The organism is Streptomyces sp. TLI_053 (assembly GCF_900105395.1).
GTDB lineage: Bacteria > Actinomycetota > Actinomycetes > Streptomycetales > Streptomycetaceae > Kitasatospora.
The window spans coordinates 3,202,725-3,227,299 of record NZ_LT629775.1 but is presented as its reverse complement, the minus strand read 5'-3'; the positions used below and the strand labels follow the sequence as shown (position 1 = coordinate 3,227,299).

The window sequence follows — 24,575 nt, the reverse complement described above, 5'->3', positions numbered from 1 at the left end:
CGGTGCCGACGCGGGTGCCGCGGGTGCGGCGCGAGTGCGGCGCTCAGGCGTCCCGGCCGGGCCGCAGGGTGCGGCGCAGACGGGCGAGCGGGCCGGGCCGGCGTTCGGAGCGGTGCGGCACCGGGTGGAGCCAGTGCTCCAGGGCCCGGCGCTGGTCCTCGGAGGGTTCCGGCCGCCCGCCGAGCGCCCACTCGGCGAAGGCCCGGGCGTCGGCGCGGTAGCCGCCGGTCTGCGGACGATTGCGGGCGTAGGCGAGGAACAGCGGCCCGTACAACGCGCCGAGCAGCCGGGGCAGCTCCGGGGCCACCTTGGCGGCGGTGTCGCGCCGCTTGGCGGCCAGGCCGGTCGCCTGGGCCCGCACCTGCGCCGGGTCGAAGCCGGGCGGCACCGGGCCGCCGGCCACCAGCGCGGTGAGCAGTTCGGTCTGCCGGGCGGCCAGCCGGGCCCGGGCGGCGTCGGTGCCCCCGTCGACGAGGCCGTCCGGGCCGCGGCCGGCGGTCACCGGCCGCCCTCCAGTACCCGCCGCACGGCGTCGAGTTCGGCCGCCAGCTCGGCCGGTGGCGGGAACGCGGCGTCGCGCTCCAGCAGCACCCCGGGCGGCGCGACCCGGGCGCACAGTTCGGCCAGCACCTCCAGCACCGGTTCGGTGACCGGGTGGGCGTGGGTGTCGTGCCAGACCCCGTCGACCATGGTGCCGCCCGCGACGTGCACGTAGGCGAGCGCCTCCAGCGGCAGCCGGTCCAGTTCGGCGGCCGGGTCGATGCCGAGATTGACCCGGTTGGTGTGCAGATTGGCGACGTCGATCAGCAGCCGGACGCCGGTCCGCTCGACCAGTTCGGCCAGGAACTGGCCCTCGGTCAGTTCGTCGTCCGGCCAGGCCAGCTGCGCGGCGATGTTCTCCAGGGCCAGCGGCACCGGCAGCTGGTCCTGGGCGATCCGCACGTTCTCGGCGATCACCCGCAGGGCGTCGCGCGAGCGGGGCACCGGCAGCAGGTGGCCGGCCTCCAGGCCGCCGGCCCGGACGAACGCCAGGTGCTCGGTGACCACGGGGGAGCCGAGCAGCTCGGCCGTCCCCGCGAGCCCGGCCAGCCGGGCCGGGTCGGGCCGGTCGGCGCCGCCGAGGCCGAGCCCGACCCCGTGCGGGACCACGGTGACGCCCCGGTCGAGCAGGATCCGCAGGGAGGCGGGGAGGTGGCCGTCGCAGATGTTCTCGGCGACGACCTCGACCCAGTCCAGGCCGGGCTGCCGCTCGACCACGGTGTCGATCTCGCTGCGCCAGCCGAGGCCGACGCCGAGCCGGCGCGCGGTGCCGGCGGCGGTAGCGGTGGTAGTGCCGGTGCCGGTAGTGGCGGCGGTGGTGCCGGTCGTGCTGCCCGTCGTCGTTGCGGGCGACTGCGGAGCGGTCCGCAGGGTGGGGGAAGTCATCGGGCGCCCCCTTCGGAGGGCTGGGTGGAAAGCCGTCGGTCGGCGCGGGCCTCGTCGCCAGGGCCACCGGGCTGTGGTGCTGAGCATGTCCCCGGACGGAGCGGCTGCCAAGCCTCGACCGGTCATCTCAGAGCATTACTTGAGCTTGGCGTCGAGTCAATCCGCGACCTGGGCCGGGATTTCCCCCATCGCCGCAGGTGGGACCGGTTCCGGCGGCGAACAAACCGGGTGCGGGGCGAACCGGCGGCCGCTACGGTGAGCCGAATATGACAACGCTGATAATTCGTGACTTCCGCCCCGACGACGCCGAGGCCGTGGCGGCCGCCCACCGGGCCGGGCGTGAACACCTGGTGCAGACGCCCGAGATGTTCGTGTGGCTGGACGCCCAGCAGGCGAAGGGCCAGCACTACCGCACCTTCGTCGCGGAACTGGACGGCCGGGTGGTCGGCTCGGTCCGCTGCGGGGTGGTGACCGGGACGACCGTCACCGGCATCGGCCACGCCAACGGCAGCGTCCTGCCCGAGTACCGGCGGCGCGGGGCCTTCACCGGGCTGCTGGCCGCCGCCGAGCGGCACCTGGCCGAACACGGCGTGACCGAGGTCCACAGCTGGGTGGACGAGGAGCCCGGCCCGCGTGCCTTCGCCCTGGCCCGGGGCTTCGCCGAGGGGCGGACCGCCCACTTCGGCGGCCGGGACCTCGCCCGCCCGCTGCCGGAGAGCCCGCCGCTGCCCGCCGGGGTCGAGCTGCGCCCGGTGAGCGACTGGGCGGCCGACCCGCACCCGGTGTTCCTGGTCGAGGCGGACGCGATCCGGGACGAGCCGGGCGAGGTGCCGATGGACGCGGCCGACTACGAGGAGTGGCTCGCGGGGGAGTGGCACCGCCCGGCCCTGGACACCGCGCTGAGCATCGTGGCCGTGGTCGACGGCCGGCCGGCGGCGTTCACCGCCGTCCACACCGACGGCGCGGACCGGTACTGGTCGGCGTTCACCGCCTGCCGCCGGGAGTTCCGCGGCCGGGGGCTGGCCAAGCTCGCCAAGCTGGAGTCGCTGCGGCTGGCCCGTGCGGCCGGTCTGCGGCACGCGTACACGTCCAACGACGCGACCAATGCGCCGATGCTGGCGATCAACGAGTGGCTGGGCTACGAACGCTGCGCGAGCGAGCGGAAGTTCATCAAGCGACTGGATGGCTGACCCGGTCCCTCGGCGCGGGCGGGGGTGACGGAGCGTGATGCCCGGAGGACGGGTGGACTGAGCCGGACGGGTGAATCGGGCGTGCGACGGGGCGTGGACGCCGGGTGTCGGCCCGACTCGGGAGTTCCCGGGGTTCTACGGGGCATCACATCGGCGCACACAGTTCGTGCCCGAGTCATCGCGGGGGTGCCATGGAGATCCTGCTCCAGATCCTGGTCGGGTTCGTCCCGGCCGTGATCGGCTTTCTCGCGGCGCGGTCGCTCGCCCGGACCCGCCTCTTCCTGCGCTACGGCTTCCTGCGCGCGCTGCTCGGCCCGTACGGCCGGGTGCAGATCGTCACCCCGAGTATCGAGGTGGGCGAGTTCGCCTACGCCAAGGACGGCTGCCGGCTCACCAGCCGGGGGCCTCGGAACGTGCTGTTCATGCCGATGGCCGAGGCCCGGGCGATCGCCGAACTCACCGACCTGCTGCGGAAGATCAACCGCAAGGCCACCATCGAACTGGTCACCGCGGGTGCGCAGGACCCGCGGATGCCGACCTTCTCGGTCGGCGGGCCGAGCGTCAACGCCTACTCGGCGGGCGTGCTGGCCACCGCCTTCCCGGACTTCCGGCTGGAGCACCCGCAGGCGGCCCGGGCCCGCTGGGGCGGGATGGCCTTCGAGGCGCAGTACAACGCGGCCGACGAACTCGTCCGCGACCACGGCTTCGTGTTCGTCACCCGCACCTCCCGGCAGGCGCCCTGCGTGGTGCTCTGCGGGGTCTTCGCCTTCGGTTCGGCGATGGCGGTGGAGGCGCTCGCGGCGGCCGGGCGGCAGTCCCCGCTGGCCGGGCTGTTCCGCTCGGGGGAGAAAGGATTCGTCGCCGTCGAGGGCCGGGTGATCGGTCTGGACACCGTGGACGTGACGGTGGAGGTCTGCCGCGTCCTGCCGTCCGGCTGACCCGGCGTCGGCCGCGCCGTCCGTCCGGTCCGCGCCGACGGGAACCGGTGCCTGACCCGGTGCCTGACCCCGTGCCTGACCCCGTGCCCGTGCCCGGACCGGTGCCCGGGCCCGTGCCCGACCGGATGCCGGGACGCCCGCTGACCGGATCCCGGAACGGCGGCGGGCGGTGAACCGGGAGGAAAGGGGCGGGACGGGAGAGTCCGGGGCGGGGAATGGCCGAAAACGCCAGGGTTTCGCTCCACCGCTGTCGCATCATCGGCATAATCGCGCCCATGACGATCAACCGTGCGAACGTGAGCGCGATTGCCGAGGACCTGTACGTCTGGCTTCCGCCGAAGCGGGGCTGGGGACTGGCCAACTGCGGACTGCTCGCCGGGCAACGGACCGCGTTGTGGATCGACACCCCCTACGACCCCTCGCTGGCCGCCGAGTTCCTCGCCGAGAGCCGCAAGCGGCTGGCCGACGGCGTCGACGTCGACCGGATCGTCGTCACCCACGCCAACGGCGACCACCTCTGGGGCGCGGGCGTGCTGCCGGACGCCGAGGTGATCGCCACCCGCGAGGCGCTGGAGCACATCCACTGGGAGCCGACGCCCCAGCAGACCCACGCGCTGGTCACCGGGAGCGACCCGGACTCGCCGCTCGGCGACTACCTCCGGCGCCACTTCGGGCAGTTCGACTGGTCCGGGACCGATCCCGTCCATCCGGACACCGTCTTCCAGGGCGAACTGGAGCTGCGGGTGGGGGACTACCCGGTGCAGATCACCGGCCTGCCCGCGGCCCACACGGGCGGCGACCTCATCGTCCATCTCCCGCACCAGCGCGCGGTGTTCACCGGCGACGTGATCTTCGGTTCGACCGCCGCCCAGCCCGGGGACCACCCCTCGCACTGGGCCGGTCCGCTGGAGAACATCATCGCCGCCTGCGAGCGGATCCTCGCCACCGGCGCCCGGATCGTCGTGCCCGGCCACGGTCCGGTGCTCGACCGCCCCGGCGTCCACGAGCACATCGCCTACCTCGGCCACGTCCGCGAGCGCACCCACGCCCTGCACACCGCCGGACTCACCGCGCTGGACGCGGCGCGCCGGATCATCGCCGAGCAGCGGTACCCCGAACTCGGGCTGCCCGAGCGGCTGGTGCTCACCGTCGCGGCCGAGTACCGGCACCTGGACGGCAGCGAGGTGCCGAACATCCTCGCGGCGATGAACCAGGTGGCACTGGTGGCCCGTGAGATCGACGAGGACACCGACCGCCGGGCGCCCCGCCCCCGCGCGAACGGCCGCGCCACGGCCTGAGCCCGGTCCGGGGCACCCGGACCCCGGTCCGCGGTACCCGGCACCCGGCCGGTGGTACCCGACCGACCCCGTTCTTCGTACAAGGAAACTCCGAGGACGTCGATGACGCAGTTCCTGGTACCGGCCCTGGCGCTGATCGCGCTCGCCGCGCTCGTGGCCGCCGCGCTCCTGGCGCGCGGCCGCTCGCGCGCCGCGGCCCGGGCCGAGGCCGCGGAGACCGCCTCGGGCCTGGCCGCCGAACGCGCCCGCGCCGCCGAGGGGCAGACCGCCCGGGCCGAGCAGCAGGCCCGCGAGGCCGGGGCCGAGGCAAGGCAGGCGGCCGTGGAGGCCAGCGGCGCGGCCGACCGCGCGCTGGCCGCCGAGGACCGCGCCCACCGGGCCGAGAACCGTGCCGCCGAGGCCGGACAGCGCACGGCCGAGGCCGACCACCGGGCGGCCGGGGCCGAGCAGCGGGCCGACGCCGCGGAGCAGCGCGCCGCGGCGGCCGAGGCCGGTGCCGCCGCCCTGCTGGCCGAGATCGGCCACCTCGCCACCGAGCGGGTGGCCGCCGCCGCCCTGCGGCTGAGCCACCCCAACGCGCCGGTCGCCGGACCGCTCGCCGCCGACGCCGTCGGCCCGGCCGCCGTGCAGGCCCTGCAGGCCGTCCTGGACGCGGCCTCCGCGGCCGTCACCGACGAGCGGGAGCGCGTCGACGCCGCCGCCCGCTCCGCCATGCGCGGCGCCACCTCGAAGATCCAGACCCTGCTCTACCAGATCCAGAGCCTGGTCCAGCAGCTCCAGGACGACAACGACGACCCCCGGCTGCTGGAGGTCGACTTCCGCAACGAGGTCGCGCTGCGCCGGATCCAGACCGTGGCCGTGCTCTGCGAGGCCTGGCCGGGCCTGGCCCGCACCGACTCGCCGCTCGCCGAGGTGGTGGTCGGCGCGCTCTCCCGGGTGCCCGGCTACGCCCGCATCAAGGTGGCCAACCACCTGCGCGAGGGCCGGCTGGCCGTGGTGGCCCGGGCCGCCGAGCCGGTGGCCATCGCGGTCGCCGAACTGCTCGCCAACGCCACCGCCTACTCGCACCCCGAGACGGACGTCCCGGTCACCCTCCAGCAGGGCGGCCGGGGTGCGCTGGTGATCGTCGACGACAGCGGCATCGGCATGGAGGAGGACCAGCTCCGCCGGGCCCGCCGGCTGCTGGCTGGCCCGTCCGAGGTACTGCTCACCGAGCTCGGCAACCCGCCGCGGACCGGGTTCGCGGTGGTCGGCAAGCTGGCCCGGCAGTACGGCTTCTCCTGCCACGTCGAGCCCTCCCCGTACGGGGGGATGCGGGCCCTGCTCCGGATCCCGGCCGGGCTGCTGACGGTGGTGGACGAGGAGCAGCCGCTGTCGGTGCTGACCCCGTTGCCGCTGCGGGCCGGAGCCGGCCCGGCCGGACCGGCTCCCACCGCGGGCGGACGCGCCCGCGAGGGTGTCCCGGCGATCCACGTCGTCCCCCCGGTACCGGACCCGCCGGACCTGCCGGTGCCGTCCGGGCTGCCGCGCCCGTCCGACGGACCGCCGGTGCAGGCCGTCCCGCCGGTGCGGGCGGTGCCGGACGAGCCCGCCGCGCCCGACGACGGCACCGGGCTGCCCAGCCGCCGCCGGAGGCGGCCGGTGTCCGCGCCGCCCTCGCCGGCCGAGGGTGCCGCGGCACCCGGGCCCGGCGCCGTCCGCCCGGTGCGGACGCCCGAGCAGGCGGCCGCCCGCTGGCAGGCGCTCCAGCACGGCACCGGCTCCGGCCGCGCCGCCGTCGCGGAGGCCGTCACCGCGGAGGCCGTCGGGGCCGCTGCCGCCGAGACCGTCCTCGCGACCGTCGACGCCGCCGCCACCGAGGCCGTGACCGGGTCCGCCACCGAGGCCGTGACCGGGTCCGTCACCGAGGCCGTGACCGGGTCCGTCACGGAGGTCGTCACCGAGGAAGCCGCCGAGGCCGTCCCCGTGACCGTCCCCGAGGCCGCCGGCGCCGAGGCCGGCACCCCCCAGAGCCCCCACTCCCCGTCCCCCGAGGCGACCGGCCCCGCCGGCGCCGACCGGGCGGCCCCGCCCCGCCCCGACGCCGCCCGCACCGGCGCCGGTCCCGCGGCGGCGTCCGGCCGCCGGAGCACCCAGACCTCCTGAGGAGCCGCGCCGTGAGCAGCACGTCCAGCCCCAGCACCGCCACCGCCACCCCCGCACCGGCCGGTTCGCCCACCGGCGCCCCGGCCGCCGCCGAAGGGATCGGGTGGGTGCTGAGCCCGCTCCTGGAACTGCCGGGCGTCGTCCACGCGGTGATCGCCACCGGTGACGGCCTGGTCGAGGCCGCCTCGTCCGGCCTCGGCCGCGCCTCCGCCGAGCGGGTCGCCGCGATGACCGCCACCGTCCACGCGGCCGCCCGCGCGTTCACCACCGCCTTCACCGACACCGAGCAGCCCCGGCTGGCGCAGACCGTGGTCGAGTCCGAGCTGGGCTTCGCCGTCGTCGTCCCGGCCGGGGAGAACACCTCGCTCGCGGTGTTCACCACACCCGAGGCCCAACTCGGCAACGTCGCCTACCAGATGCAGGTCCAGGTGGCCGCCCTCGGCCGAGCCCTGGCCAGCCCGGCCAGGCGGCAGGACGCCCCGCGGTCATGACCGCCGTCCCCCGCAGGCGGATGGTGCCCGCCTACCTGGCCACCGGCGGCCGGGCCCGCGCCGGCACCGACGGGTTCGAACGGCTCACCGTGCTGTTCGCGACCGGCGCCGGGCAGCCGGAGGCGCTCACCGAGCTGGAGGCCGAGCACCGGCGGCTCTGGGAACTGCTGCGGCCCGGCGCGCTCACCGTCGTCGAGGCCGCCGCACATCTGCGGCTCCCGGTCAGCGCGACCGTCTTCCTCGCGGCCGATCTGGTCGAGGCGGGCTGCCTGCACGCCCGCGCGCCGATCCCCCGCGCCCAGCAGACCGACCGCTCCCTCGTCGAGAGGCTCCTCGTTGGACTCCGCACTCTCCGGTAGGCCGCCCGCTCCGGGGCGCCCGGACCGGGTGGGCTACCTGCCCGACCCCGAACAGACGCTGATGAAGCTGGTGGTCGCCGGCCCCTTCGGCGTCGGCAAGACGACCTTCATCCGCACCCTCTCGGAGATCCCCACCCTGCACACCGAGGAGGCGATGACCGAGACCGGCGCCCCCGTCGACGACCTGGCCGGCCTCCCCGGCAAGTCCACCACCACGGTCGCGGTCGACTTCGGCCGGCTCACGCTGCCCGGCGAGGTGGTGCTGTACATGTTCGGCACCCCCGGCCAGCGGCGGTTCTTCCCGCTCTGGCAGGACATCGCGCGCGGCGCCCTCGGCGCCCTGGTCCTGGCGGACACCCGCCGGCTGGCCGACTCCTTCGAGATCATGGACATGGTCGAGGAACAGGGCCTGCCGTACGCGGTCGCCGTCAACCGCTTCCCCGAATCGCCGGCGCACCCGCCCGAGGTGCTCCGCACCCACCTCGACCTGCATCCGGCCACCCCGCTGGTGCTCTGCGACGCCCGCGAGCGCGGCTCCAGCCTGGACGCCCTGATCGCCCTCACCGAACACGTCCTGCACGGCCTGCCGCCCTCCGCACCGGAGCAGTCATGACCACCCCCACCGCACAGCCCCCCACCGCACAGCCCCCTGCCGCACAGTCCCCTGCAGCACAGCCCCCCGCCGCGCCCGCCCCGACCGCCCTCCACGGCCCGGCCTTCGCCGCCGACCCGCAGACCGTCTACGAGCGGCTGCGCCGACAGGGCCCGGTCGCCCCGGTGGAGATCGCGCCCGGCGTCGGGGCCCTGCTGGTCACCGACTACCAGGCCGCGCTGGACCTGCTGCGCGACACCGACACCTACTCCAAGGACTCCCGGGCCTGGCAGCAGACCGTCCCCCCGGACTCCCCGCTGCTCCCGGTGCTCGGCTACCGGCCGACCGCGCTGTTCAGCGACGGGGAGACGCACGCCCGCTACCGGCAGGTGATCACCGACGGCCTCGCGCTGCTGGAACCGCACCTGCTGCAGCGCCGGGTGGCCGAGGTCGCCCACCGGCTGATCGGCACCTTCGGGGCCACCGGCTCCGCCGACCTCATCGCCGACTACGCCCGCCGGCTGCCCGTCCACGTGGTGACCACCTGGTTCGGCGTGCCCGACGAGCACCGGGAACGGCTGGTGGCCGGCATCGTCGGCATGATCGAGTCCACCCGGCAGGCGGTGACCGCGTACGCGGACCTCGTCGCCGTGGTCACCGCGATGGTCGCCGAGCGCCGCGAGCGCCCCCGGCACGACCTGACCTCGTGGTTCCTCACCCACCCGGCGGGCCTCGACAACGACGAGGTGGTCCGGCAGATCACCCTGACCATGATCGCCGGGAACGAGCCGACCACCAACCTCATCGGCAACGCCCTGCGCCGGCTGCTCACCGACGCCCGCTACGCCGGTTCGCTGTTCGGCGGCGCGATGACCGCCCACCAGGCGATCGACGAGGTGCTCTGGCACGAGCCGCCGCTGGCCAACCTCTCGGCCCACTACCCGCGCTGCGACACCGTCCTGGCCGGCCGGGCGATCCCGGCCGGCTCGCTGGTCCTGGTCTCCTACGCCGCCGCCAACTCCGAGGCCGCGCCGCCGGCCGACAGCCCGGACACCGCCGGGCTGCGCAGCGGCGAGTCGGCCCACCTGGCCTGGGCGGCCGGCCCGCACGCCTGCCCGGCCCGCGACCCGGCCCTGCTGATCGCGATCACCGCGGTCGAGCAGCTGACCAGCCGGATCGGCGACCTCGAACTCGCCGAACCCGCCGACACCCTGCGCTGGCGCCCCGGCCCCTTCCACCGCGCCCTGGTCCGCCTCCCGGTCCGCTTCACCCCGGTGGCCGGGTAGCGCCGGGCCGGACGGCAGGTGGGCCGGACGGCAGGTGGGCCGGACGGCAGGTGGGCCCGGCACCCCGCCGGGGTACCGGGCCCACCTGCCGCCGTTCGCCGCTACTCGGCCGGCTTCAGCGTCAGCGAGACGCTGTTGATGCAGTACCGCTGGTCCGTCGGCGTGCCGTAGCCCTCGCCCTCGAAGACATGGCCCAGGTGGCCGCCGCAGCGCGCGCAGCGGACCTCCACCCGGCGCATGCCGAGCGTGGTGTCCTCGATGTACTGGACACGGTCGCCGGCCAGCGGCGCGTAGTAGGACGGCCAGCCGCAGTGGCTGTCGAACTTGGTCTCCGAGCTGAACAGCTCGGCCCCGCAGGCCCGGCAGCCGTACACGCCGACGGTCTTGGTGTCGGTGTACTTGCCGGTGAACGGGCGCTCGGTGCCGGCCTCCCGGAGCACGTGGTACTCCTCCGGGGACAGCTCGGCACGCCACTCGGCGTCGGTCTTCTCGATCTCGTAGCTCATGACGGCTCCAGGTCGGGGGGACTCAGACGTTGGTGGAAACGTTCGCGAGGTGCCCGAGGATTTCCGGACCCAGATTGGTGACGTCGCCGGCGCCCATGGTGAGCAGCAGGTCGCCCGGGCGGGCCAGGCCGGCCAGCAGGGCGGGGGCGGCGGCGAAGTCGTGCTCGGCGGTGACCTCGGCGCCGGCGCGGCGGGCGGCGTCGAGGATCAGCTCGCTGGTGACACCGGGGATCGGGTCCTCGCGGGCCGGGTAGATGTCCAGCACCACGGAGGCGTCGGCGAGCGCCAGCGCGGCGCCCATCTCCTCGGCGAGCTGCTGGGTGCGGCTGAACAGGTGCGGCTGGAACACCACCAGCACCCGGCCCTCGGTGGCCTCCCGGATCGCCTCCAGGTCGGCGGTCATCTCGGTCGGGTGGTGGGCGTAGGAGTCGATCACCTGGACACCGCCCGCCTCGCCCTTGAGCTGGAGCCGGCGGCGCACACCGGTGTAGGCGCCGAGGGCCTTCGCCAGGTCCGCGGCCGGGACGCCCAGCGCGACACCGGCGGCCAGCGCGGCGACCGCGTTGTGGGCGTAGTGGCGGCCGGGCACCGAGACGGTGAAGTGCAGCTCCTCGCCGTCCAGCAGCACGGTGACCTCGCTGGTCATGCCGCGCGCGACGACCGACAGCACCCGCAGGTCGGCGTCCTCGGCGGCGCCGACGGTGACCACGTTCAGGCCCTCGCGGCCGGCCACCCGGGCGGTCAGCTCGCGGGCGCCGTCGTGGTCGGCGGAGACCACCAGGGTGCCGCCGGGGGTGATCCGGGCGACGAAGGTCTCGAAGGACTCGTGGATCTCGTCGATCGAGGCGTAGTTGGCGTGGTGGTCCAGCTCCACGTTCAGCACGATCGCCACCTCGGGCGCGTACTTGTGGAAGCTGCGGTCGCTCTCGTCGGCCTCGGCGACGAAGATCTCGCCGGTGCCGTGGTGGGCGTTGGAACCGGGGGCGTCGAGGTCGCCGCCGATCGCGTAGGACGGGTCCAGGCCCAGTTCGCCGAGGGCGACCGCGAGCATGCTGGTGGTGGTGGTCTTGCCGTGGGTGCCGGCCACCGCCAGCGCCCGGCGGCCGCCCATCAGCGCGGCGAGCGCGTCGGAGCGGTGCACCACCGGGATGCCGCGCTCGCGGGCCTCGGCCAGCTCCGGGTTGTCGGCGCGGATGGCGCTGGAGACCACGATGCTGCTCGCGCCGTCCGGCACGTGCTCGGCGGCGTGGCCGATGTGGACGGCCGCGCCGAGGGCGCGCAGCGCGAGGACGGTCTCGGACTCCTTGGAGTCGCTGCCGGAGACGCTGGCCCCGCGCACCGCGAGGATCTTCGCCAGGCCGGACATGCCGGCGCCGCCGATGCCGATGAAGTGCGGGGCGTGCAGGTCGTGCGCGGCGTCGTTCAAGGCGGGGCTCCGTACGGGGCGGGGACGGGGGAGGTGCGGACGACGGTCGGGTCGTCCTCGCGGCCGGGGCGCGCCGGACCGCAAGGACGATTCTGCACCACGACGGCGTCCGGACCCCGCCCCGCCCGACGCGGGGAGGGCCGGGGTCAGGAGTCGCTGGCGAACAGCCGCAGCACCGGGACGCCCACCTTGTGGCGGGCCTGGGAGGCCCAGTCGCGGTGGAAGAACTCCTCCACGAAGTGCGGGGACGTGAGCACCACCACCTCGTCGGCCCGGTGCTCCTCCACCACGGCGCGCAGCCGGTCCAGCGGCTTCTCCTCGACGAGTTCGCCGACCGCCTCGGCGCCGGCGTCGCGCAGGTGGCGCAGGCTGTGCTCGAGCGACTCGGTGGCCACCGTGGGCCCGCTCTCGGACTCGTCGTGCTCGCGCACCACCTTGTCGAGGTGGCCCAGGGCCACGTCGTCCAGCGCCCGCAGCAGCTCGTCCTGCTTGCCGCGCGGCTGCATCAGGACGACGAAGGACACCTTCTCCTCGCTGTGCAGCGTGGTGACGAGTTCCACGTCGGCGTCGGAGAGCGCCTTTTCGATCATCAGTACCGTCTTGAACACGTGAGTCCCTTCCAGACACCGGCCCCCGGGCCCCGGCTTCGCATCCCATACTGCCCGGCGGAAGCTTTCCGCACGCTGCTCACCCGGCACACGGGCCACGCGGAGGAAGTCCCAGAAGGGAGCGGGATCACGGTCCGGGGGTCACGGGGTCGGCGGACGCAGGTAACGGGTGAAGAGGAATCCTTTCTGCTCGATCAATGAGACCAGCCGCATCCGCCGCACGTCAGGCATTTCCGCATCGTGGATGATGCGCGGCGCGTCGCCGCCGGTGATCAGCGGGGCCAGCGTCAGGCACAGCTCGTCCAGCAGGTCCGCGGCGGCCAGCTGCCCGAGCAGCCGGGGGCCGCCCTCGGTCAGCATCCGGGTCCAGCCCCGGTCCGCCAGTGCCGCGACCGCCGCCCGCAGGTCCACCGAACCCCGTCCGACCGCGATCACGTCGGCCACCTCGGCCACCGCGTCCAGGCTGCGCGCCGGCGCGTCCTCGGTGGTGATCACCACGGTGCGCACCGGCGGTTCGGTGAACAGCGGCGCCGCGAGGTCCAGGCCCAGCGAGCGGCTGACCACCGCGATCACCGGGGCGGGTGCCTGCCCGGCCGCCCGGCGCGCCGCGGCGGACCAGGCCGGCGCCGCGGCCGGCCCGTACCCCTCCGCCCGCACCGTCTCGGCGCCCACCAGCACCACGTCCGACAGGGCCCGCAGCACCCCGAAGATCTTCTTGTCGGCCGGGCTCGACAGGCCGTCCGAGAGCCCGTCCAGCCGGGCGGCGCCGTCCAGGCCGGCCACCATGTTGGCGCGCAGCCACGGGCGGCCGCGATTCACCTGCCCGGGGTACGCGTACACGGCGGCGAGCGCCTCCGGCGACTCCGGATCCTGGAACACCGCGTCCGGCGGACTGATCAGCTGCTGCATGCCTCCAGTCTCGCAGCGGCCGGGGTCGGAGTCCGCGCCGAGCGGGCGTACCCTTGACCACCGTGCCCGCAGCCTCCCGCCCCGACACCGCGACCGAGCCGATAGCCGGCGTCACCGGTTCGCCGATCGCCCTCACCGACCGCCGTCCGGTCGTGCCCGCCGAGCGCCTGGTCGCCGAGATGGTGCCGCCGCCGCGCTTCTCCGACGTGAGCTTCGGGACGTACCTCCCGGACCCGGGCCAGCCCAGCCAGTACGAGGCCGTGCAGGTGCTGGAGCAGTTCGCGGGCGCGCTCAACGGCGGCAACGGCGCCGCGCCCAAGCGGGGCTGGTTCCGCCGCGGTGCCCCGGCCCCGGTCGGCCCGGCCGGCATCTACCTCGACGGCGGCTACGGCGTCGGCAAGACCCACCTGCTCGCCTCGCTCTGGCACGCCGTCCCCGGCCCCAAGGCCTTCGGCACCTTCGTCGAGCTCACCAACCTGGTCGGCGCGCTCGGCTTCCAGCAGGCCGTGCGGACCCTGTCCGACCACCGCCTGCTGTGCATCGACGAGTTCGAGCTGGACGACCCGGGCGACACCGTCCTGGTCTCCACCCTGCTCGGCCGCCTGGTCGAGAACGGCGTCAAGCTCTGCGCCACCTCGAACACCCTGCCGGAGAAGCTCGGCGAGGGCCGGTTCGCCGCCGCCGACTTCCTGCGCGAGATCCAGGGCCTGTCGGCGCACTTCCGCCCGATGCGGATCGACGGCCAGGACTACCGCCACCGCGGCCTGCCGGACGCCCCGCCGCCGTACCGGGACACCGAGGTCGACGCCGTCGCCGCCCGCACCCCGGGCGCCTCGCTGGACGACTTCGACACCCTGCTCGCCCACCTCCCCGCCGTCCACCCCAGCCGCTACGGCGCCCTGCTGGACGACGTGACCGCCGTCTGCCTGCGCGGCGTCCGCCAGGTCGACGACCAGTCCACCGCCCTGCGCCTGGTCGTCCTCGCCGACCGCATGTACGACCGCGAACTCCCCATCACCGCCTCCGGCCTCCCCTTCGACCAGGTCTTCCCCGAGGAGATGCTGCGCGGCGGCTACCGCAAGAAGTACCTCCGCGCCGTCTCCCGCCTGGTCGCCCTCGCCCGGGACAGCGCGAAGAGCTGACAGCGTGACCTCCGCGCCGGTCGGGCGTTGCTCCCTGCGGAGCGGAGGGGGAGCAAGTGACCGGCGACCGGCAGGCCTGGACGATCGAGATCGAGCCCGAGGTGCGCGCTTGGCTGCGCACCTGCTCGATCGCGGAGTACCGGGCAGCGGAACGCGCTGCCGACCGACTGGCCGACGACGGGGAGCTGCTGCCGTTCCCGCTGGCCAGCCACCTCGGCGGCCCGGTGCGGGAACTGCGGATCGGGCCGATGCGGATCACCTACTGGCTCGCCCCAGCCCGGCGGGCTGTGCTTCTGACCGTCTTCCGCAAGACTAGGAACCGCGAGAGCGACGAGGTGGGACGGGCGCACCGGGCCCAGAAGCTGTGCGAGGCCGAGCATCGCCCCGCGGGCGACCACCAGGTCTACGACAGGGACGAGGAGGAGCGATGAGCAGCGGCTACCACACCCGCTGGGTCGTGCCGCCGGAGCACCGGGAGACCGAGGAATACCGGGCGGCCGGGCGGCGAATGGCACTGGCCGAGGCCGTGCACACCCGCCGGTCGGTGCTCGGGTGGACCGCCGCCGAGCTCGCCGAGCGGGCCGGACTGGACGAAGCGATCGTCGAGAGCATCGAGGAGAGCGGGGTGGATCCCACCCTGCCGTTGATCGAACGACTGGCCGCCGCCTTCGACTCCGCAGTCCGCATCGACCCTTCCGGAGACCCCGCCATCAGGTTCGAGGCCCACGCGGCCTGAGTGAACGGTCTCCGCTTGTCGGTGGTGGGTCGTACGGTGGTGGCGTGCGACCCATCACGAGTATTGAGCGGTCAGTGGCGCCCTTCGAGGTCGTCAGTCCCTACCAGCCCAACGGTGACCAGCCGGCGGCGATCGCCGAGCTGGAGCGGCGGATCCGCGGCGGGGAGAAGGACGTCGTCCTGCTCGGTGCCACCGGTACCGGCAAGTCGGCCACCACGGCCTGGATGATCGAGAAGCTGCAGCGGCCCACCCTGGTGATGGCGCCGAACAAGACGCTGGCGGCCCAGCTGGCGAACGAGTTCCGCGAGCTGCTGCCCAACAACGCGGTCGAGTACTTCGTCTCGTACTACGACTACTACCAGCCCGAGGCGTACGTCCCGCAGACGGACACCTACATCGAGAAGGACTCCTCGATCAACGAGGAGGTCGAGCGGCTGCGCCACTCGGCGACCAACTCGCTGCTCACCCGCCGGGACGTGGTCGTGGTCGCGTCCGTCTCCTGCATCTACGGCCTCGGCACCCCGCAGGAGTACGTGGACCGGATGGTGCGGCTGAAGGTCGGCGAGGAGATCGACCGGGACGTGCTGCTGCGCCGCTTCGTCGACATCCAGTACACCCGCAACGACCTGGCCTTCAGCCGCGGCACCTTCCGGGTCCGCGGCGACACCATCGAGATCTTCCCGGTGTACGAGGAGCTGGCCGTCCGGATCGAGATGTTCGGCGACGAGATCGAGGCGCTGTACACGCTGCACCCGCTCACCGGCGAGATCATCAGCCAGGACGACTCCGTGTACGTCTTCCCGGCCTCGCACTACGTGGCGGGTCCGGAGCGGATGGAGCGCGCGGTCACCGACATCGAGAAGGAGCTGGAGCAGACCCTCGCCAGGATGGAGAAGCAGGGCAAGCTGCTGGAGGCCCAGCGGCTGCGCATGCGCACCACCTACGACATCGAGATGCTGCGCCAGATCGGCACCTGCTCCGGGGTCGAGAACTACTCGATGCACTTCGACGGCCGCGAGCCGGGCTCCCCGCCGAACACCCTGCTGGACTACTTCCCGGAGGACTTCCTCCTGGTCATCGACGAGTCCCACGTCACCGTGCCGCAGATCGGCGCCATGTACGAGGGTGACGCCTCGCGCAAGCGGACCCTGGTGGAGCACGGTTTCCGGCTGCCCTCGGCGATGGACAACCGCCCGCTGAAGTGGGAGGAGTTCCTGGAGCGGATCGGCCAGACCGTCTACCTGTCGGCGACCCCGGGCAAGTTCGAGCTCTCCCGGGGCGACGGCCAGGTCGAGCAGATCATCCGCCCGACCGGCCTGATCGACCCCGAGGTGATCGTCAAGCCGACCGAGGGCCAGATCGACGACCTGGTGCACGAGGTCCGCAAGCGGGTGGAGAAGGACGAGCGGGTCCTGGTCACCACGCTCACCAAGAAGATGTCCGAGGACCTCACCGACTACATGCTCGGCCTGGACATCCGGGTCCGTTACCTGCACAGCGACATCGACACGCTGCGCCGGGTCGAGCTGCTGCGGGAGCTGCGGGCCGGCGAGTACGACGTGCTGGTGGGCATCAACCTGCTCCGCGAGGGGCTGGACCTGCCCGAGGTGTCGCTGGTGGCGATCCTGGACGCGGACAAGGAGGGCTTCCTGCGCTCCGGCACCTCGCTGATCCAGACCATCGGCCGCGCAGCCCGCAACGTCTCCGGCCAGGTCCACATGTACGCGGACCGGATCACCCCGGCGATGGAGAAGGCCATCGACGAGACCAACCGCCGCCGGGAGGTCCAGCAGGCGTACAACAAGAAGCACGGGATCGACCCGCAGCCGCTGCGCAAGAAGATCGGCGACATCCTGGACACCCTCGCCCGCGAGGACGTCGACACCGACGAACTGCTGTCCACCGGGTACCGCGCGCCCGGCGGCAAGGGCGCCAAGGGCAAGGCGCCGGTGCCGGCCCTGGGTGCCGACCGCAAGCCGGCGAAGTCGATGCCGGCCGCGGAGCTGGCCGAGCTGATCCAGTCGATGACCGAGCGGATGCACGCCGCCGCGACCGACCTGCAGTTCGAGGTCGCGGCCCGGCTGCGCGACGAGGTCAAGGAGCTGAAGCGGGAGCTGCGGCAGATGCGGGAGGCCGGTATCGCGTAGCGGCCGACCGCGGGGCGTGGCCGGTTCTCCGCCCGGCCGCGCCCGCCGGTGCGTCGTCGCCCCGGTGAGGGGGTACACGGCGGAAAAGGCGTGGACGAAAGGGCCTAGGCTGGTCCGCGGTGCGGCCCTTGTCGGGCGGCCGGTAAGAGGGGGCCTCAGCCGGGGGACGGCAACGGGGTGTTCCACCGTGGAGCCGGCGCGGGGATCCCGTGCGGCTGGGCAGAGAGGACAACCGCCGTGTCGGTGAACCTGGCCAAGGGGCAGCGGGTCAGTCTGCAGAAGGGCCCGGGGGAGACGCTCACCGTGGTCCGGATGGGCCTGGGCTGGCGGGCGGCGCCCCGGCGGGGGCTGTTCGGCAGCCGGACGCGGCAGATCGACCTGGACGCCTCGGCGCTGCTGTACGCCGAGCGGACCCCGTCGGACGTGGTCTTCTTCCAGCACCTGGAGAGTTCCGACGGCTCGGTCCGGCACACCGGGGACAACCTGGTCGGCGGCTCCGGGGTGGGGGAGGACGACGAGGCGATCCTGGTGGACCTGGCGCACGTGCCGCCGCACATCACCCAGGTGGTGTTCACGGTCAGCTCCTACACCGGACAGACCTTCGCCGAGGTGCAGAACGCGCACTGCCGGCTGGTGGACGAGGCGACCGGGCTGGAGCTGGCCCGCTACGACCTGACCGGCGGCGGTCCGCACACCGGGCAGATCATGGCGAAGGTGTTCCGGGACGGCTCCGGAGGCTGGGAGATGCAGGCGATCGGCGCCCCGGCGAAGGGCCGTTCCTTCCAGGACCTGCTGCCGGCCATCGAGCCGTTCCTCTGACGGTTCTTTACCTTCTTTACCTTTCTTTGGGAGTGCTGTTACCCTTCTTGCAGCGGAGGGGAGTATTCCCTCGCAGTCGTCCCCGTCATCACGGATGCCTGTCACGGCATCCCGGGGCGCTGGTCCACGGGTGCGCGGTCGCGCGTCCGACGGGCGGAAGAGACCTCCGGCAGTGACGATGACTGTCTCGCCTACCTGCCGGAGGAGCAGTAGTGGACGTTTCCGTAAGTTTGTGGGTCGGCACGATCGTGGTGCTGTTGGCACTGGTCGTGGCCGATTTCTTCATCGGCGGGCGCAAGCCGCACGAGGTCTCGATCAAGGAAGCCGGCATCTGGACCACGGTCTGGGTCGTGCTGGCGGTGATCTTCGGCGGTTTCCTCTGGTGGCACTCCGGCGCGACGCCGGCCGGTGAGTTCTTCGCCGGCTACATCACCGAGAAGTCGCTCAGTGTCGACAACCTGTTCGTCTTCATCCTGATCATGGGCAAGTTCGCGGTGCCCAGGATCTACCAGCAGCGTGTGCTGATGTTCGGTGTGATCATCGCCCTGGTGCTGCGGGCGGTCTTCATCGCCGGCGGTGCCGCGCTGGTCGCCCAGTTCTCCTGGGTCTTCTTCATCTTCGGCGGCTTCCTGATCTGGACGGCCTGGAAGCTGATCAAGGAGGCGCGGGCCGACGAGGAGGACGAGGAGTTCGAGGAGAACCGCCTGCTCAAGTCGATCGAGCAGCGCTTCCCGTCGACCGACAAGTACCACGGCACCAAGCTCTTCATCAGGGAGAACGGCCGCCGGCTGATGACCCCGATGCTGATCGTCATGCTGGCGATCGGCACCACCGACGTCCTGTTCGCGCTGGACTCGATCCCGGCGATCTTCGGCCTGACCCAGGACCCGTACATCGTCTTCACCGCCAACGCCTTCGCCCTGATGGGCCTGCGCCAGCTGTACTTCCTGATCGGCGGCCTGCTGAAGAAGCTGGTCCACCTGTCGTACGGCCTGTCGGTCATCCTGGGCTTCATCGGCGTGAAGCTGGTGCTGCACGCGCTGCACGAGCAGGGTGTGCACGTGCCGGAGATCGGCATCCCGTTCTCGCTGGGCTTCATCGTGGTGGTGCTCGCCGTGACCACCGTGACCAGCCTGATGGCCTCCAAGAAGGCGGCCCTGGCCGAGCAGGCGGAGCAGGGCGGCCGGGGCGAGCCGGAGAAGCTGGACGCCTGACGCACCTCTCCGTGAACCGGGCGGGCCCGCGACCGAGCAGTGGTCGCGGGCCCGCCCCTGTTCGTGGCCGGGGTCTACCAGCCGCGCTCGCGCCACTCCGCGAGGTGCGGGCGCTCCGCGCCGAGCGTGGTGTCGTCGCCGTGGCCGGGGTAGACCCAGGCCTCGTCCGGCAGCACGTCGAAGATCTTCCCGGTGACGTCCCGGAACAGGCTCGCGAAGGCGTCCTTGTCGCCCCAGGTGTTGCCGATGCCGCCGGGGAAGAGGCAGTCGCCGGTGAACACGTGCTGGTGGCCCACCGGGTCGTCGTAGACCAGCACGATCGCGCCGGGGGTGTGGCCGACCAGGTGCCGGACGGTGAGCTCGCAGCGGCCCACCGCGAGGGTGTCGCCGTCCGCCAGCGGCAGCGCGGTCGGGACGTCGATGCCCTCGGCGTCGTGCTCGCCCGCCGCGGTGCGCGCGCCGGTGGCGGCGACCACCTCGGCCAGCGCACCCCAGTGGTCGTGGTGGCGGTGGGTGGTGACCACGGTGGCCAGCCGCTCGCCGACCGTCTCCAGCAGCACCGGCGCCTCGGCCGCCGCGTCGATCAGCAGCTGCTCGTCGGTGTCGCGGCAGCGCAGCAGGTAGGCGTTGTTGTCGTGGGGGCCGACCGCCACCTTGGTGATGATCAGGTGCGCCAGCTCGCGCACGTCCGGCGGCCCGCCGACCTTGACCGCTCCGTGGTACGTCATCCGTCCGCTCCTTGTCGGGCTACAGGGTCAGGGCCATCCTCGCGCCTGCGAGGGGGCTCAGCCCAACGGGGGGAGGACCGGCAGGTCGGTGCCGGGGGTGCGGCGCAGGCCGGCGCCGTCGGCCCGGCCGGAGAGCCAGGCGAGCAGGGCGCGGACGGGGCCCTCGACGGTCAGTGCGGGGGCGCCGGCGCCGATCACGGAGCATTCGGCGGTGTCCTCGGCCAGCAGCTCGACGGCGGGCAGCCCGGCGCCGGCCGGCCCGGCCAGCTTCTCGGCGAGCCGGCGGTACTCGGCGGTGGCGAACTCCTCCGGCCAGTGCTCGGGGGTGTAGCCGGCGTCCAGGTCGACGTGGTGGTACTCGACCTCCGCGAGCCGCTTCCAGGGGATCTCCGCGGCCGGGAAGACGGCGCCGCTGCGGTGCCGGACCTCGGCGGCCCAGGCCTCGTCCGGCAGCAGCGCGGCCGCCGCTCCGAAACGGGCGTCGGAGGCGCGCAGGTCGGCGAGCTGCTCGTCGACCGGGCGGGGTGCGCCGTCCTCGATGCCCCGGTCCCGGGCCTCCTCGCTCGGGTACTGCGGGATGTCGGTGCCGGTGCGGGCGCCGTCCAGCAGGTTGACCAGCGAGTCGGCGTTGCGGGCGAGGTGGGCGAGCACGTGGCCGCGGGTCCAGCCGGGCAGCGCGGAGGGCCCGGCGACGGCCTCCGCCGCGATCCCGGCGACGGTCCGCAGCAGTCGGCGGGTGCTCTCCTCGACCTCGGCCAGGTGCCGGGCAGCGACGGAGGAGGGGGAAGCGGCGGGCTCGGTCCGCGGGTCGGTCTGTGCGTCGGTCATCGATTCGGCCTTCGGTGCGGGGCGGGGCGTTGCCCCGAGGGGGCTTCGCTCGTTGACCAGGCGACGCTACCGCCGTCGCCCGCCGCCGAGCAGGGACTTTTCGGCCCCCGCGTCAAGACTCCGCGCATCGTCCTCACTCGTTCGGGTGGACCCGGCTGGACGAGCTCGATAATCGAACGCGTGAGCTAGTAGGCTGGCTGCCGCATCCTGGAAGAAGTACACCCCTCGTCACCCAGCCCTCTCGTCCCGGAGAAAGGCGCCAGAAGCAGTGGCCGACCGCCTCATCGTGCGCGGTGCTCGCGAGCACAACCTCAAGAACGTCTCGCTCGACCTGCCCCGCGACTCCCTCATCGTCTTCACGGGCCTCTCCGGCTCCGGCAAGTCCTCGCTGGCCTTCGACACCATCTTCGCGGAGGGCCAGCGCCGCTACGTCGAGTCGCTGTCCTCCTACGCCCGGCAGTTCCTGGGCCAGATGGACAAGCCGGACGTCGACTTCATCGAGGGCCTCTCCCCGGCCGTCTCGATCGACCAGAAGTCCACCAACCGCAACCCCCGCTCGACCGTCGGCACCATCACCGAGGTCTACGACTACCTGCGGCTGCTGTTCGCGCGCATCGGCAAGCCGCACTGCCCGCACTGCTCCCGCCCGATCGCCAAGCAGTCCCCGCAGGCCATCGTCGACAAGGTGCTGGAGCTCGCCGAGGGCACCCGCTTCCAGGTCCTCAGCCCGGTGGTGCGCGAGCGCAAGGGCGAGTTCGCCGACCTCTTCGCCGACCTCCAGTCCAAGGGCTACGCCCGGGCCCGGGTGGACGGCGAGACGGTCCAGCTCGCCGAGCCGCCCAAGCTGAAGAAGCAGGAGAAGCACACCGTCGAGGTGGTGGTCGACCGCCTCACCGTCAAGGACAGCGCCAAGCGCCGGCTGACCGACTCGGTGGAGACGGCCCTGCGGCTGAGCGGCGGCATGGTCGTGCTCGACTTCGTCGACCTCCCCGAGGGCGACCCCGAGCGCGAGCGGATGTACTCCGAGCACCTCTACTGCCCGTACGACGACGTGTCGTTCGAGGAGCTGGAGCCGCGCTCGTTCTCCTTCAACTCGCCGTTCGGCGCCTGCCCGGACTGCTCCGGCCTCGGCAACCGGATGGAGGTGGACCCGGAGCTGGTGGTGCCCGACGACGAGCGCTCGCTGGACGAGGGCGCCATCCACCCCTGGTCCGGCGGCCACACCAAGGAGTACTTCCAGCGGCTGATCGACGCCCTCTCCGGCGAGCTGGGCTTCCGCACCGACATCCCCTGGGCCGGGCTCCCGGCCCGCGCCAAGAAGGCGCTGCTGTACGGCCACAAGCACCAGGTCGAGGTCCGCTACCGCAACCGCTACGGGCGCGACCGCTCCTACACCACCGGCTTCGAGGGCGCGGTGCCCTTCATCCAGCGCCGGCACCAGGAGGCCGAGAGCGACTCCAGCCGTGAGCGCTTCGAGGGCTACATGCGCGAGGTGCCCTGCCCGACCTGCCGGGGCAGCCGGCTCAAGCCGGTCGTGCTGGCGGTCACCGTCGAGGGCCGCTCGATCGCCGACGTCTCCTCGATGTCGATCAGCGACTGCTCCGACTTCCTCGGCGCGATGAAGCTCAACGCCCGGGACAAGCAGATCGCCGAGCGGGTCCTCAAGGAGGTCAACGAGCGGCTGCGCTTCCTGGTCGACGTCGGCCTGGACTACCTCTCGCTGGACCGCGCGGCCGGCACCCTCTCCGGCGGCGAGGCCCAGCGGATCCGGCTCGCCACCCAGATCGGCTCCGGCCTGGTCGGCGTGCTCTACGTGCTGGACGAGCCGTCCATCGGCCTGCACCAGCGCGACAACCACCGGCTGATCGAGACCCTGGTCCGGCTGCGCGACATCGGGAACACCCTGATCGTCGTCGAGCACGACGAGGACACCATCAAGATGGCCGACTGGGTGGTCGACATCGGCCCCGGCGCCGGCGAGCACGGCGGCAAGGTGGTGCACTCCGGCTCGCTGAAGCAGCTGCTCGCCAACAAGGAGTCCCTCACCGGCCAGTACCTGTCCGGCAAGCGGAGCATCCCGATCCCGGCCGCCCGCCGCGCCCGGGACAAGAAGCGCCAGCTCACCGTGCACGGCGCCCGCGAGCACAACCTCAAGGACGTCACGGTCGGCTTCCCGCTCGGCACCTTCACCGCGATCACCGGTGTCTCCGGCTCGGGCAAGTCCACCCTGGTCAACGACATCCTCTACACCCACCTCGCCCGGGAACTGAACGGAGCCCGCACGGTGCCCGGCCGGCACACCCGGATCACCGGCACCGACCTGGTGGACAAGGTGGTGCACGTGGACCAGTCGCCGATCGGCCGCACCCCGCGCTCCAACCCGGCCACTTACACCGGCGTCTTCGACCACGTCCGGCGGCTGTTCGCGGAGACCCAGGAGGCCAAGGTCCGCGGCTACCTGCCCGGCCGCTTCTCGTTCAACGTCAAGGGCGGCCGCTGCGAGAACTGCTCCGGCGACGGCACCATCAAGATCGAGATGAACTTCCTGCCGGACGTCTACGTGCCCTGCGAGGTCTGCCACGGCGCCCGCTACAACCGGGAGACGCTGGAGGTCCACTACAAGGGCCGGTCCATCGCCGAGGTGCTGGACATGCCGATCGAGGAGGCGCTCGGCTTCTTCGAGGCTGTGCCGGCGATCGCCCGGCACCTGCGCACGCTCAACGACGTCGGCCTCGGCTACGTCCGGCTCGGCCAGTCCGCGCCGACGCTCTCCGGCGGCGAGGCCCAGCGTGTGAAGCTCGCCTCCGAGCTGCAGAAGCGCTCCACCGGCCGGACGGTCTACGTGCTGGACGAACCCACCACCGGACTCCACTTCGAGGACATCAGCAAGCTGATCAAGGTGCTCTCCGGTCTGGTGGACAAGGGCAACACGGTCATCGTGATCGAGCACAACCTCGACGTCATCAAGACCGCGGACTGGATCGTCGACATGGGCCCCGAGGGCGGCTCCGGCGGCGGTTCCGTGGTCGCCGAGGGCACCCCCGAGGAGATCGCGGCCGTCTCCGAGAGCCACACCGGCAAGTTCCTCCGGGACATCCTGCCGGGCGGCCTCGAGGAGGCCCCGGCCGCGCCGGCCAAGGCCAAGGCCCCCCGCAAGCGCGCCGCGGCGGCGCGCAAGTAGCGGACGGGCGTCGCCGCCCGCCTCCGCCCGCCCCCGGCACCCCGGGGGCGGGCGGAGGCGGGCCGCATAGAATTCCGGGCGGCCCGCAGCCGCGAAGCCGCCGCCGAACGCCGCCGCCGAAACCAGGAGCACCCTCATGTCCGAGGCCCCCGAGAGCCCCGCCCCCTCCCGCCGCACCCTGCTCTGCGGAGCCGCGGCCGTTCTCGCCGCCGGCGGCACCGTCGCCGTCACCGGCTGCTCCTCGGCCTCCTCCGGCTCCGACTCCGCCGCCAAGACCCCGGTCGACCTCGGCCCGGCCTCCGGCGTCCCGGTCGGCGGCGGCACCGTCTTCCGCGAGAAGAAGATCGTCGTCACCCAGCCCGCCGAGGGCCAGTACAAGGCGTTCAGCGCCAAGTGCACCCACGCCGGCTGCATCGTCGACCAGGTCAAGAACCAGAAGATCCAATGCCCCTGTCACGGCAGCCTGTTCGGCATCACCGACGGCGCCGTGCTGGACGGCCCGGCCCCGACCCCGCTGCCCGCGTACGACGTGGCGGTCGAGGGCGGCAACCTCAAGGTGACCCCGCGCTGAAGCAGTTGATCTCCCGCACGCGCCCCCGGCCCGAGT

The 24,575-nt window shown here is 73.3% G+C and carries 22 protein-coding genes and 1 pseudogene; 16 read left to right on the top strand and 7 right to left on the bottom strand.

The window, feature by feature from the left end:
• Nucleotides 1-43: 43 nt before the first annotated feature.
• A pseudogene (locus BLU95_RS12700) lies at nucleotides 44-1,266 on the bottom strand (MbnB/TglH/ChrH family RiPP precursor modification enzyme).
• A 425-nt stretch (nucleotides 1,267-1,691) separates the two neighbouring features.
• Between BLU95_RS12700 and BLU95_RS12695 the strand changes: the two are divergent.
• The 8 genes from BLU95_RS12695 to BLU95_RS12660 all read left to right on the top strand — a co-directional run bounded on the left by BLU95_RS12695 (nucleotide 1,692) and on the right by BLU95_RS12660 (nucleotide 9,724).
• Entirely contained in the window at nucleotides 1,692-2,615 is a 924-nt protein-coding gene (locus BLU95_RS12695) for a GNAT family N-acetyltransferase (RefSeq protein WP_093860120.1), read from the top strand.
• A gap of 191 nt (nucleotides 2,616-2,806) precedes the next feature.
• Entirely contained in the window at nucleotides 2,807-3,553 is a 747-nt protein-coding gene (locus BLU95_RS12690) for a hypothetical protein (RefSeq protein WP_093860119.1), read from the top strand.
• Between the two features lie 275 nt (nucleotides 3,554-3,828).
• On the top strand, nucleotides 3,829-4,851 hold the full coding sequence (locus BLU95_RS12685) for an MBL fold metallo-hydrolase (protein ID WP_093860118.1): 1,023 nt from the start codon (nucleotides 3,829-3,831) through the stop codon (nucleotides 4,849-4,851).
• 102 nt (nucleotides 4,852-4,953) lie between these two features.
• Entirely contained in the window at nucleotides 4,954-6,996 is a 2,043-nt protein-coding gene (locus BLU95_RS12680; protein WP_093860117.1) for an ATP-binding protein, read from the top strand.
• 98 nt (nucleotides 6,997-7,094) lie between these two features.
• Complete coding sequence (locus BLU95_RS12675; protein ID WP_093864835.1) at nucleotides 7,095-7,487, top strand: roadblock/LC7 domain-containing protein; 393 nt, start codon at nucleotides 7,095-7,097, stop codon at nucleotides 7,485-7,487.
• Nucleotides 7,484-7,846 carry a DUF742 domain-containing protein gene (locus tag BLU95_RS12670; protein ID WP_093860116.1) on the top strand — a complete coding sequence of 121 codons (363 nt, stop codon included), beginning with the start codon at nucleotides 7,484-7,486 and terminating at the stop codon, nucleotides 7,844-7,846. Before BLU95_RS12675 ends, BLU95_RS12670 begins: the two co-directional genes overlap by 4 nt.
• Nucleotides 7,824-8,459, top strand: a complete 636-nt coding sequence (locus BLU95_RS12665) for a GTP-binding protein (RefSeq protein ID WP_400746097.1) — start codon at nucleotides 7,824-7,826, stop codon at nucleotides 8,457-8,459. Before BLU95_RS12670 ends, BLU95_RS12665 begins: the two co-directional genes overlap by 23 nt.
• Nucleotides 8,456-9,724: a cytochrome P450 gene (locus tag BLU95_RS12660; protein ID WP_231978538.1), complete on the top strand. Its 1,269-nt coding sequence runs from the start codon at nucleotides 8,456-8,458 to the stop codon at nucleotides 9,722-9,724. The genes BLU95_RS12665 and BLU95_RS12660 overlap by 4 nt, the downstream gene beginning before the upstream one ends.
• Nucleotides 9,725-9,825: 101 nt before the next feature.
• On the opposite strand, the gene msrB is transcribed toward BLU95_RS12660, so the two are convergent.
• The 4 genes from msrB to BLU95_RS12640 all read right to left on the bottom strand — a co-directional run bounded on the left by msrB (nucleotide 9,826) and on the right by BLU95_RS12640 (nucleotide 13,173).
• Nucleotides 9,826-10,230: a peptide-methionine (R)-S-oxide reductase MsrB gene (msrB, locus tag BLU95_RS12655; protein WP_093860115.1), complete on the bottom strand. Its 405-nt coding sequence runs from the start codon at nucleotides 10,228-10,230 to the stop codon at nucleotides 9,826-9,828.
• Between the two features lie 22 nt (nucleotides 10,231-10,252).
• Nucleotides 10,253-11,635, bottom strand: a complete 1,383-nt coding sequence (gene murC, locus BLU95_RS12650; RefSeq protein ID WP_093864833.1) for a UDP-N-acetylmuramate--L-alanine ligase — start codon at nucleotides 11,633-11,635, stop codon at nucleotides 10,253-10,255.
• Nucleotides 11,636-11,802: 167 nt separating this feature from the next.
• Nucleotides 11,803-12,264: an indole-3-glycerol phosphate synthase gene (locus BLU95_RS12645; protein ID WP_093860114.1), complete on the bottom strand. Its 462-nt coding sequence runs from the start codon at nucleotides 12,262-12,264 to the stop codon at nucleotides 11,803-11,805.
• Nucleotides 12,265-12,405: 141 nt separating this feature from the next.
• A complete protein-coding gene (locus tag BLU95_RS12640; protein ID WP_093860113.1) occupies nucleotides 12,406-13,173 on the bottom strand; it encodes a pyrimidine reductase family protein in 768 nt (255 codons plus the stop codon).
• Between the two features lie 53 nt (nucleotides 13,174-13,226).
• Between BLU95_RS12640 and zapE the strand changes: the two genes are divergently transcribed.
• From zapE to BLU95_RS12610, 6 genes are all read left to right on the top strand, one after another.
• A complete protein-coding gene (gene zapE, locus BLU95_RS12635; protein ID WP_093860112.1) occupies nucleotides 13,227-14,315 on the top strand; it encodes a cell division protein ZapE in 1,089 nt (362 codons plus the stop codon).
• A 56-nt stretch (nucleotides 14,316-14,371) separates the two neighbouring features.
• Nucleotides 14,372-14,746 (top strand): type II toxin-antitoxin system RelE/ParE family toxin, encoded by a 375-nt coding sequence (locus tag BLU95_RS12630; RefSeq protein WP_093860111.1) that lies wholly within the window; start codon nucleotides 14,372-14,374, stop codon nucleotides 14,744-14,746.
• Entirely contained in the window at nucleotides 14,743-15,051 is a 309-nt protein-coding gene (locus tag BLU95_RS12625; RefSeq protein WP_093860110.1) for a helix-turn-helix domain-containing protein, read from the top strand. The genes BLU95_RS12630 and BLU95_RS12625 overlap by 4 nt, the downstream gene beginning before the upstream one ends.
• Before the next feature lie 44 nt (nucleotides 15,052-15,095).
• Nucleotides 15,096-17,198 carry an excinuclease ABC subunit UvrB gene (gene uvrB / locus BLU95_RS12620; protein WP_093860109.1) on the top strand — a complete coding sequence of 701 codons (2,103 nt, stop codon included), beginning with the start codon at nucleotides 15,096-15,098 and terminating at the stop codon, nucleotides 17,196-17,198.
• Between the two features lie 237 nt (nucleotides 17,199-17,435).
• Complete coding sequence (locus BLU95_RS12615; protein ID WP_093860108.1) at nucleotides 17,436-18,017, top strand: TerD family protein; 582 nt, start codon at nucleotides 17,436-17,438, stop codon at nucleotides 18,015-18,017.
• A 212-nt stretch (nucleotides 18,018-18,229) separates the two neighbouring features.
• Entirely contained in the window at nucleotides 18,230-19,231 is a 1,002-nt protein-coding gene (locus BLU95_RS12610; protein ID WP_093860107.1) for a TerC family protein, read from the top strand.
• 74 nt (nucleotides 19,232-19,305) lie between these two features.
• On the opposite strand, the gene BLU95_RS12605 is transcribed toward BLU95_RS12610, so the two are convergent.
• Nucleotides 19,306-19,959, bottom strand: a complete 654-nt coding sequence (locus BLU95_RS12605; protein ID WP_093860106.1) for an MBL fold metallo-hydrolase — start codon at nucleotides 19,957-19,959, stop codon at nucleotides 19,306-19,308.
• 57 nt (nucleotides 19,960-20,016) lie between these two features.
• Entirely contained in the window at nucleotides 20,017-20,787 is a 771-nt protein-coding gene (locus tag BLU95_RS12600; RefSeq protein WP_093860105.1) for a maleylpyruvate isomerase family mycothiol-dependent enzyme, read from the bottom strand.
• Between the two features lie 268 nt (nucleotides 20,788-21,055).
• On the opposite strand from BLU95_RS12600, the gene uvrA reads away from it, so the two are divergent.
• Nucleotides 21,056-23,968, top strand: coding sequence for an excinuclease ABC subunit UvrA (gene uvrA, locus BLU95_RS12595; protein ID WP_093860104.1), 2,913 nt, complete (start codon nucleotides 21,056-21,058; stop codon nucleotides 23,966-23,968).
• A gap of 136 nt (nucleotides 23,969-24,104) precedes the next feature.
• The gene (locus BLU95_RS12590) at nucleotides 24,105-24,539 is read left to right on the top strand and encodes a Rieske (2Fe-2S) protein (RefSeq protein ID WP_093860103.1); all 435 of its coding nucleotides are present in this window, start codon (nucleotides 24,105-24,107) and stop codon (nucleotides 24,537-24,539) included.
• Nucleotides 24,540-24,575 lie beyond the last annotated feature (36 nt).

Excerpts from the sequence above, each read along its gene's own strand:
- BLU95_RS12690 (WP_093860119.1), top strand. The coding sequence starts at position 2,807 with ATGGAGATCCTGCTCCAGATCCTGGTCGGGTTCGTCCCGGCCGTGATC.
- BLU95_RS12670 (WP_093860116.1), top strand. The coding sequence starts at position 7,484 with ATGACCGCCGTCCCCCGCAGGCGGATGGTGCCCGCCTACCTGGCCACC.
- BLU95_RS12625 (WP_093860110.1), top strand. The coding sequence starts at position 14,743 with ATGAGCAGCGGCTACCACACCCGCTGGGTCGTGCCGCCGGAGCACCGG.
- BLU95_RS12695 (WP_093860120.1), top strand. The coding sequence starts at position 1,692 with ATGACAACGCTGATAATTCGTGACTTCCGCCCCGACGACGCCGAGGCC.
- BLU95_RS12660 (WP_231978538.1), top strand. The coding sequence starts at position 8,456 with ATGACCACCCCCACCGCACAGCCCCCCACCGCACAGCCCCCTGCCGCA.
- msrB (WP_093860115.1), bottom strand. The coding sequence starts at position 10,230 with ATGAGCTACGAGATCGAGAAGACCGACGCCGAGTGGCGTGCCGAGCTG.
- BLU95_RS12590 (WP_093860103.1), top strand. The coding sequence starts at position 24,105 with ATGTCCGAGGCCCCCGAGAGCCCCGCCCCCTCCCGCCGCACCCTGCTC.
- BLU95_RS12680 (WP_093860117.1), top strand. The coding sequence starts at position 4,954 with ATGACGCAGTTCCTGGTACCGGCCCTGGCGCTGATCGCGCTCGCCGCG.
- BLU95_RS12640 (WP_093860113.1), bottom strand. The coding sequence starts at position 13,173 with ATGCAGCAGCTGATCAGTCCGCCGGACGCGGTGTTCCAGGATCCGGAG.
- BLU95_RS12600 (WP_093860105.1), bottom strand. The coding sequence starts at position 20,787 with ATGACCGACGCACAGACCGACCCGCGGACCGAGCCCGCCGCTTCCCCC.
- BLU95_RS12605 (WP_093860106.1), bottom strand. The coding sequence starts at position 19,959 with ATGACGTACCACGGAGCGGTCAAGGTCGGCGGGCCGCCGGACGTGCGC.
- BLU95_RS12685 (WP_093860118.1), top strand. The coding sequence starts at position 3,829 with ATGACGATCAACCGTGCGAACGTGAGCGCGATTGCCGAGGACCTGTAC.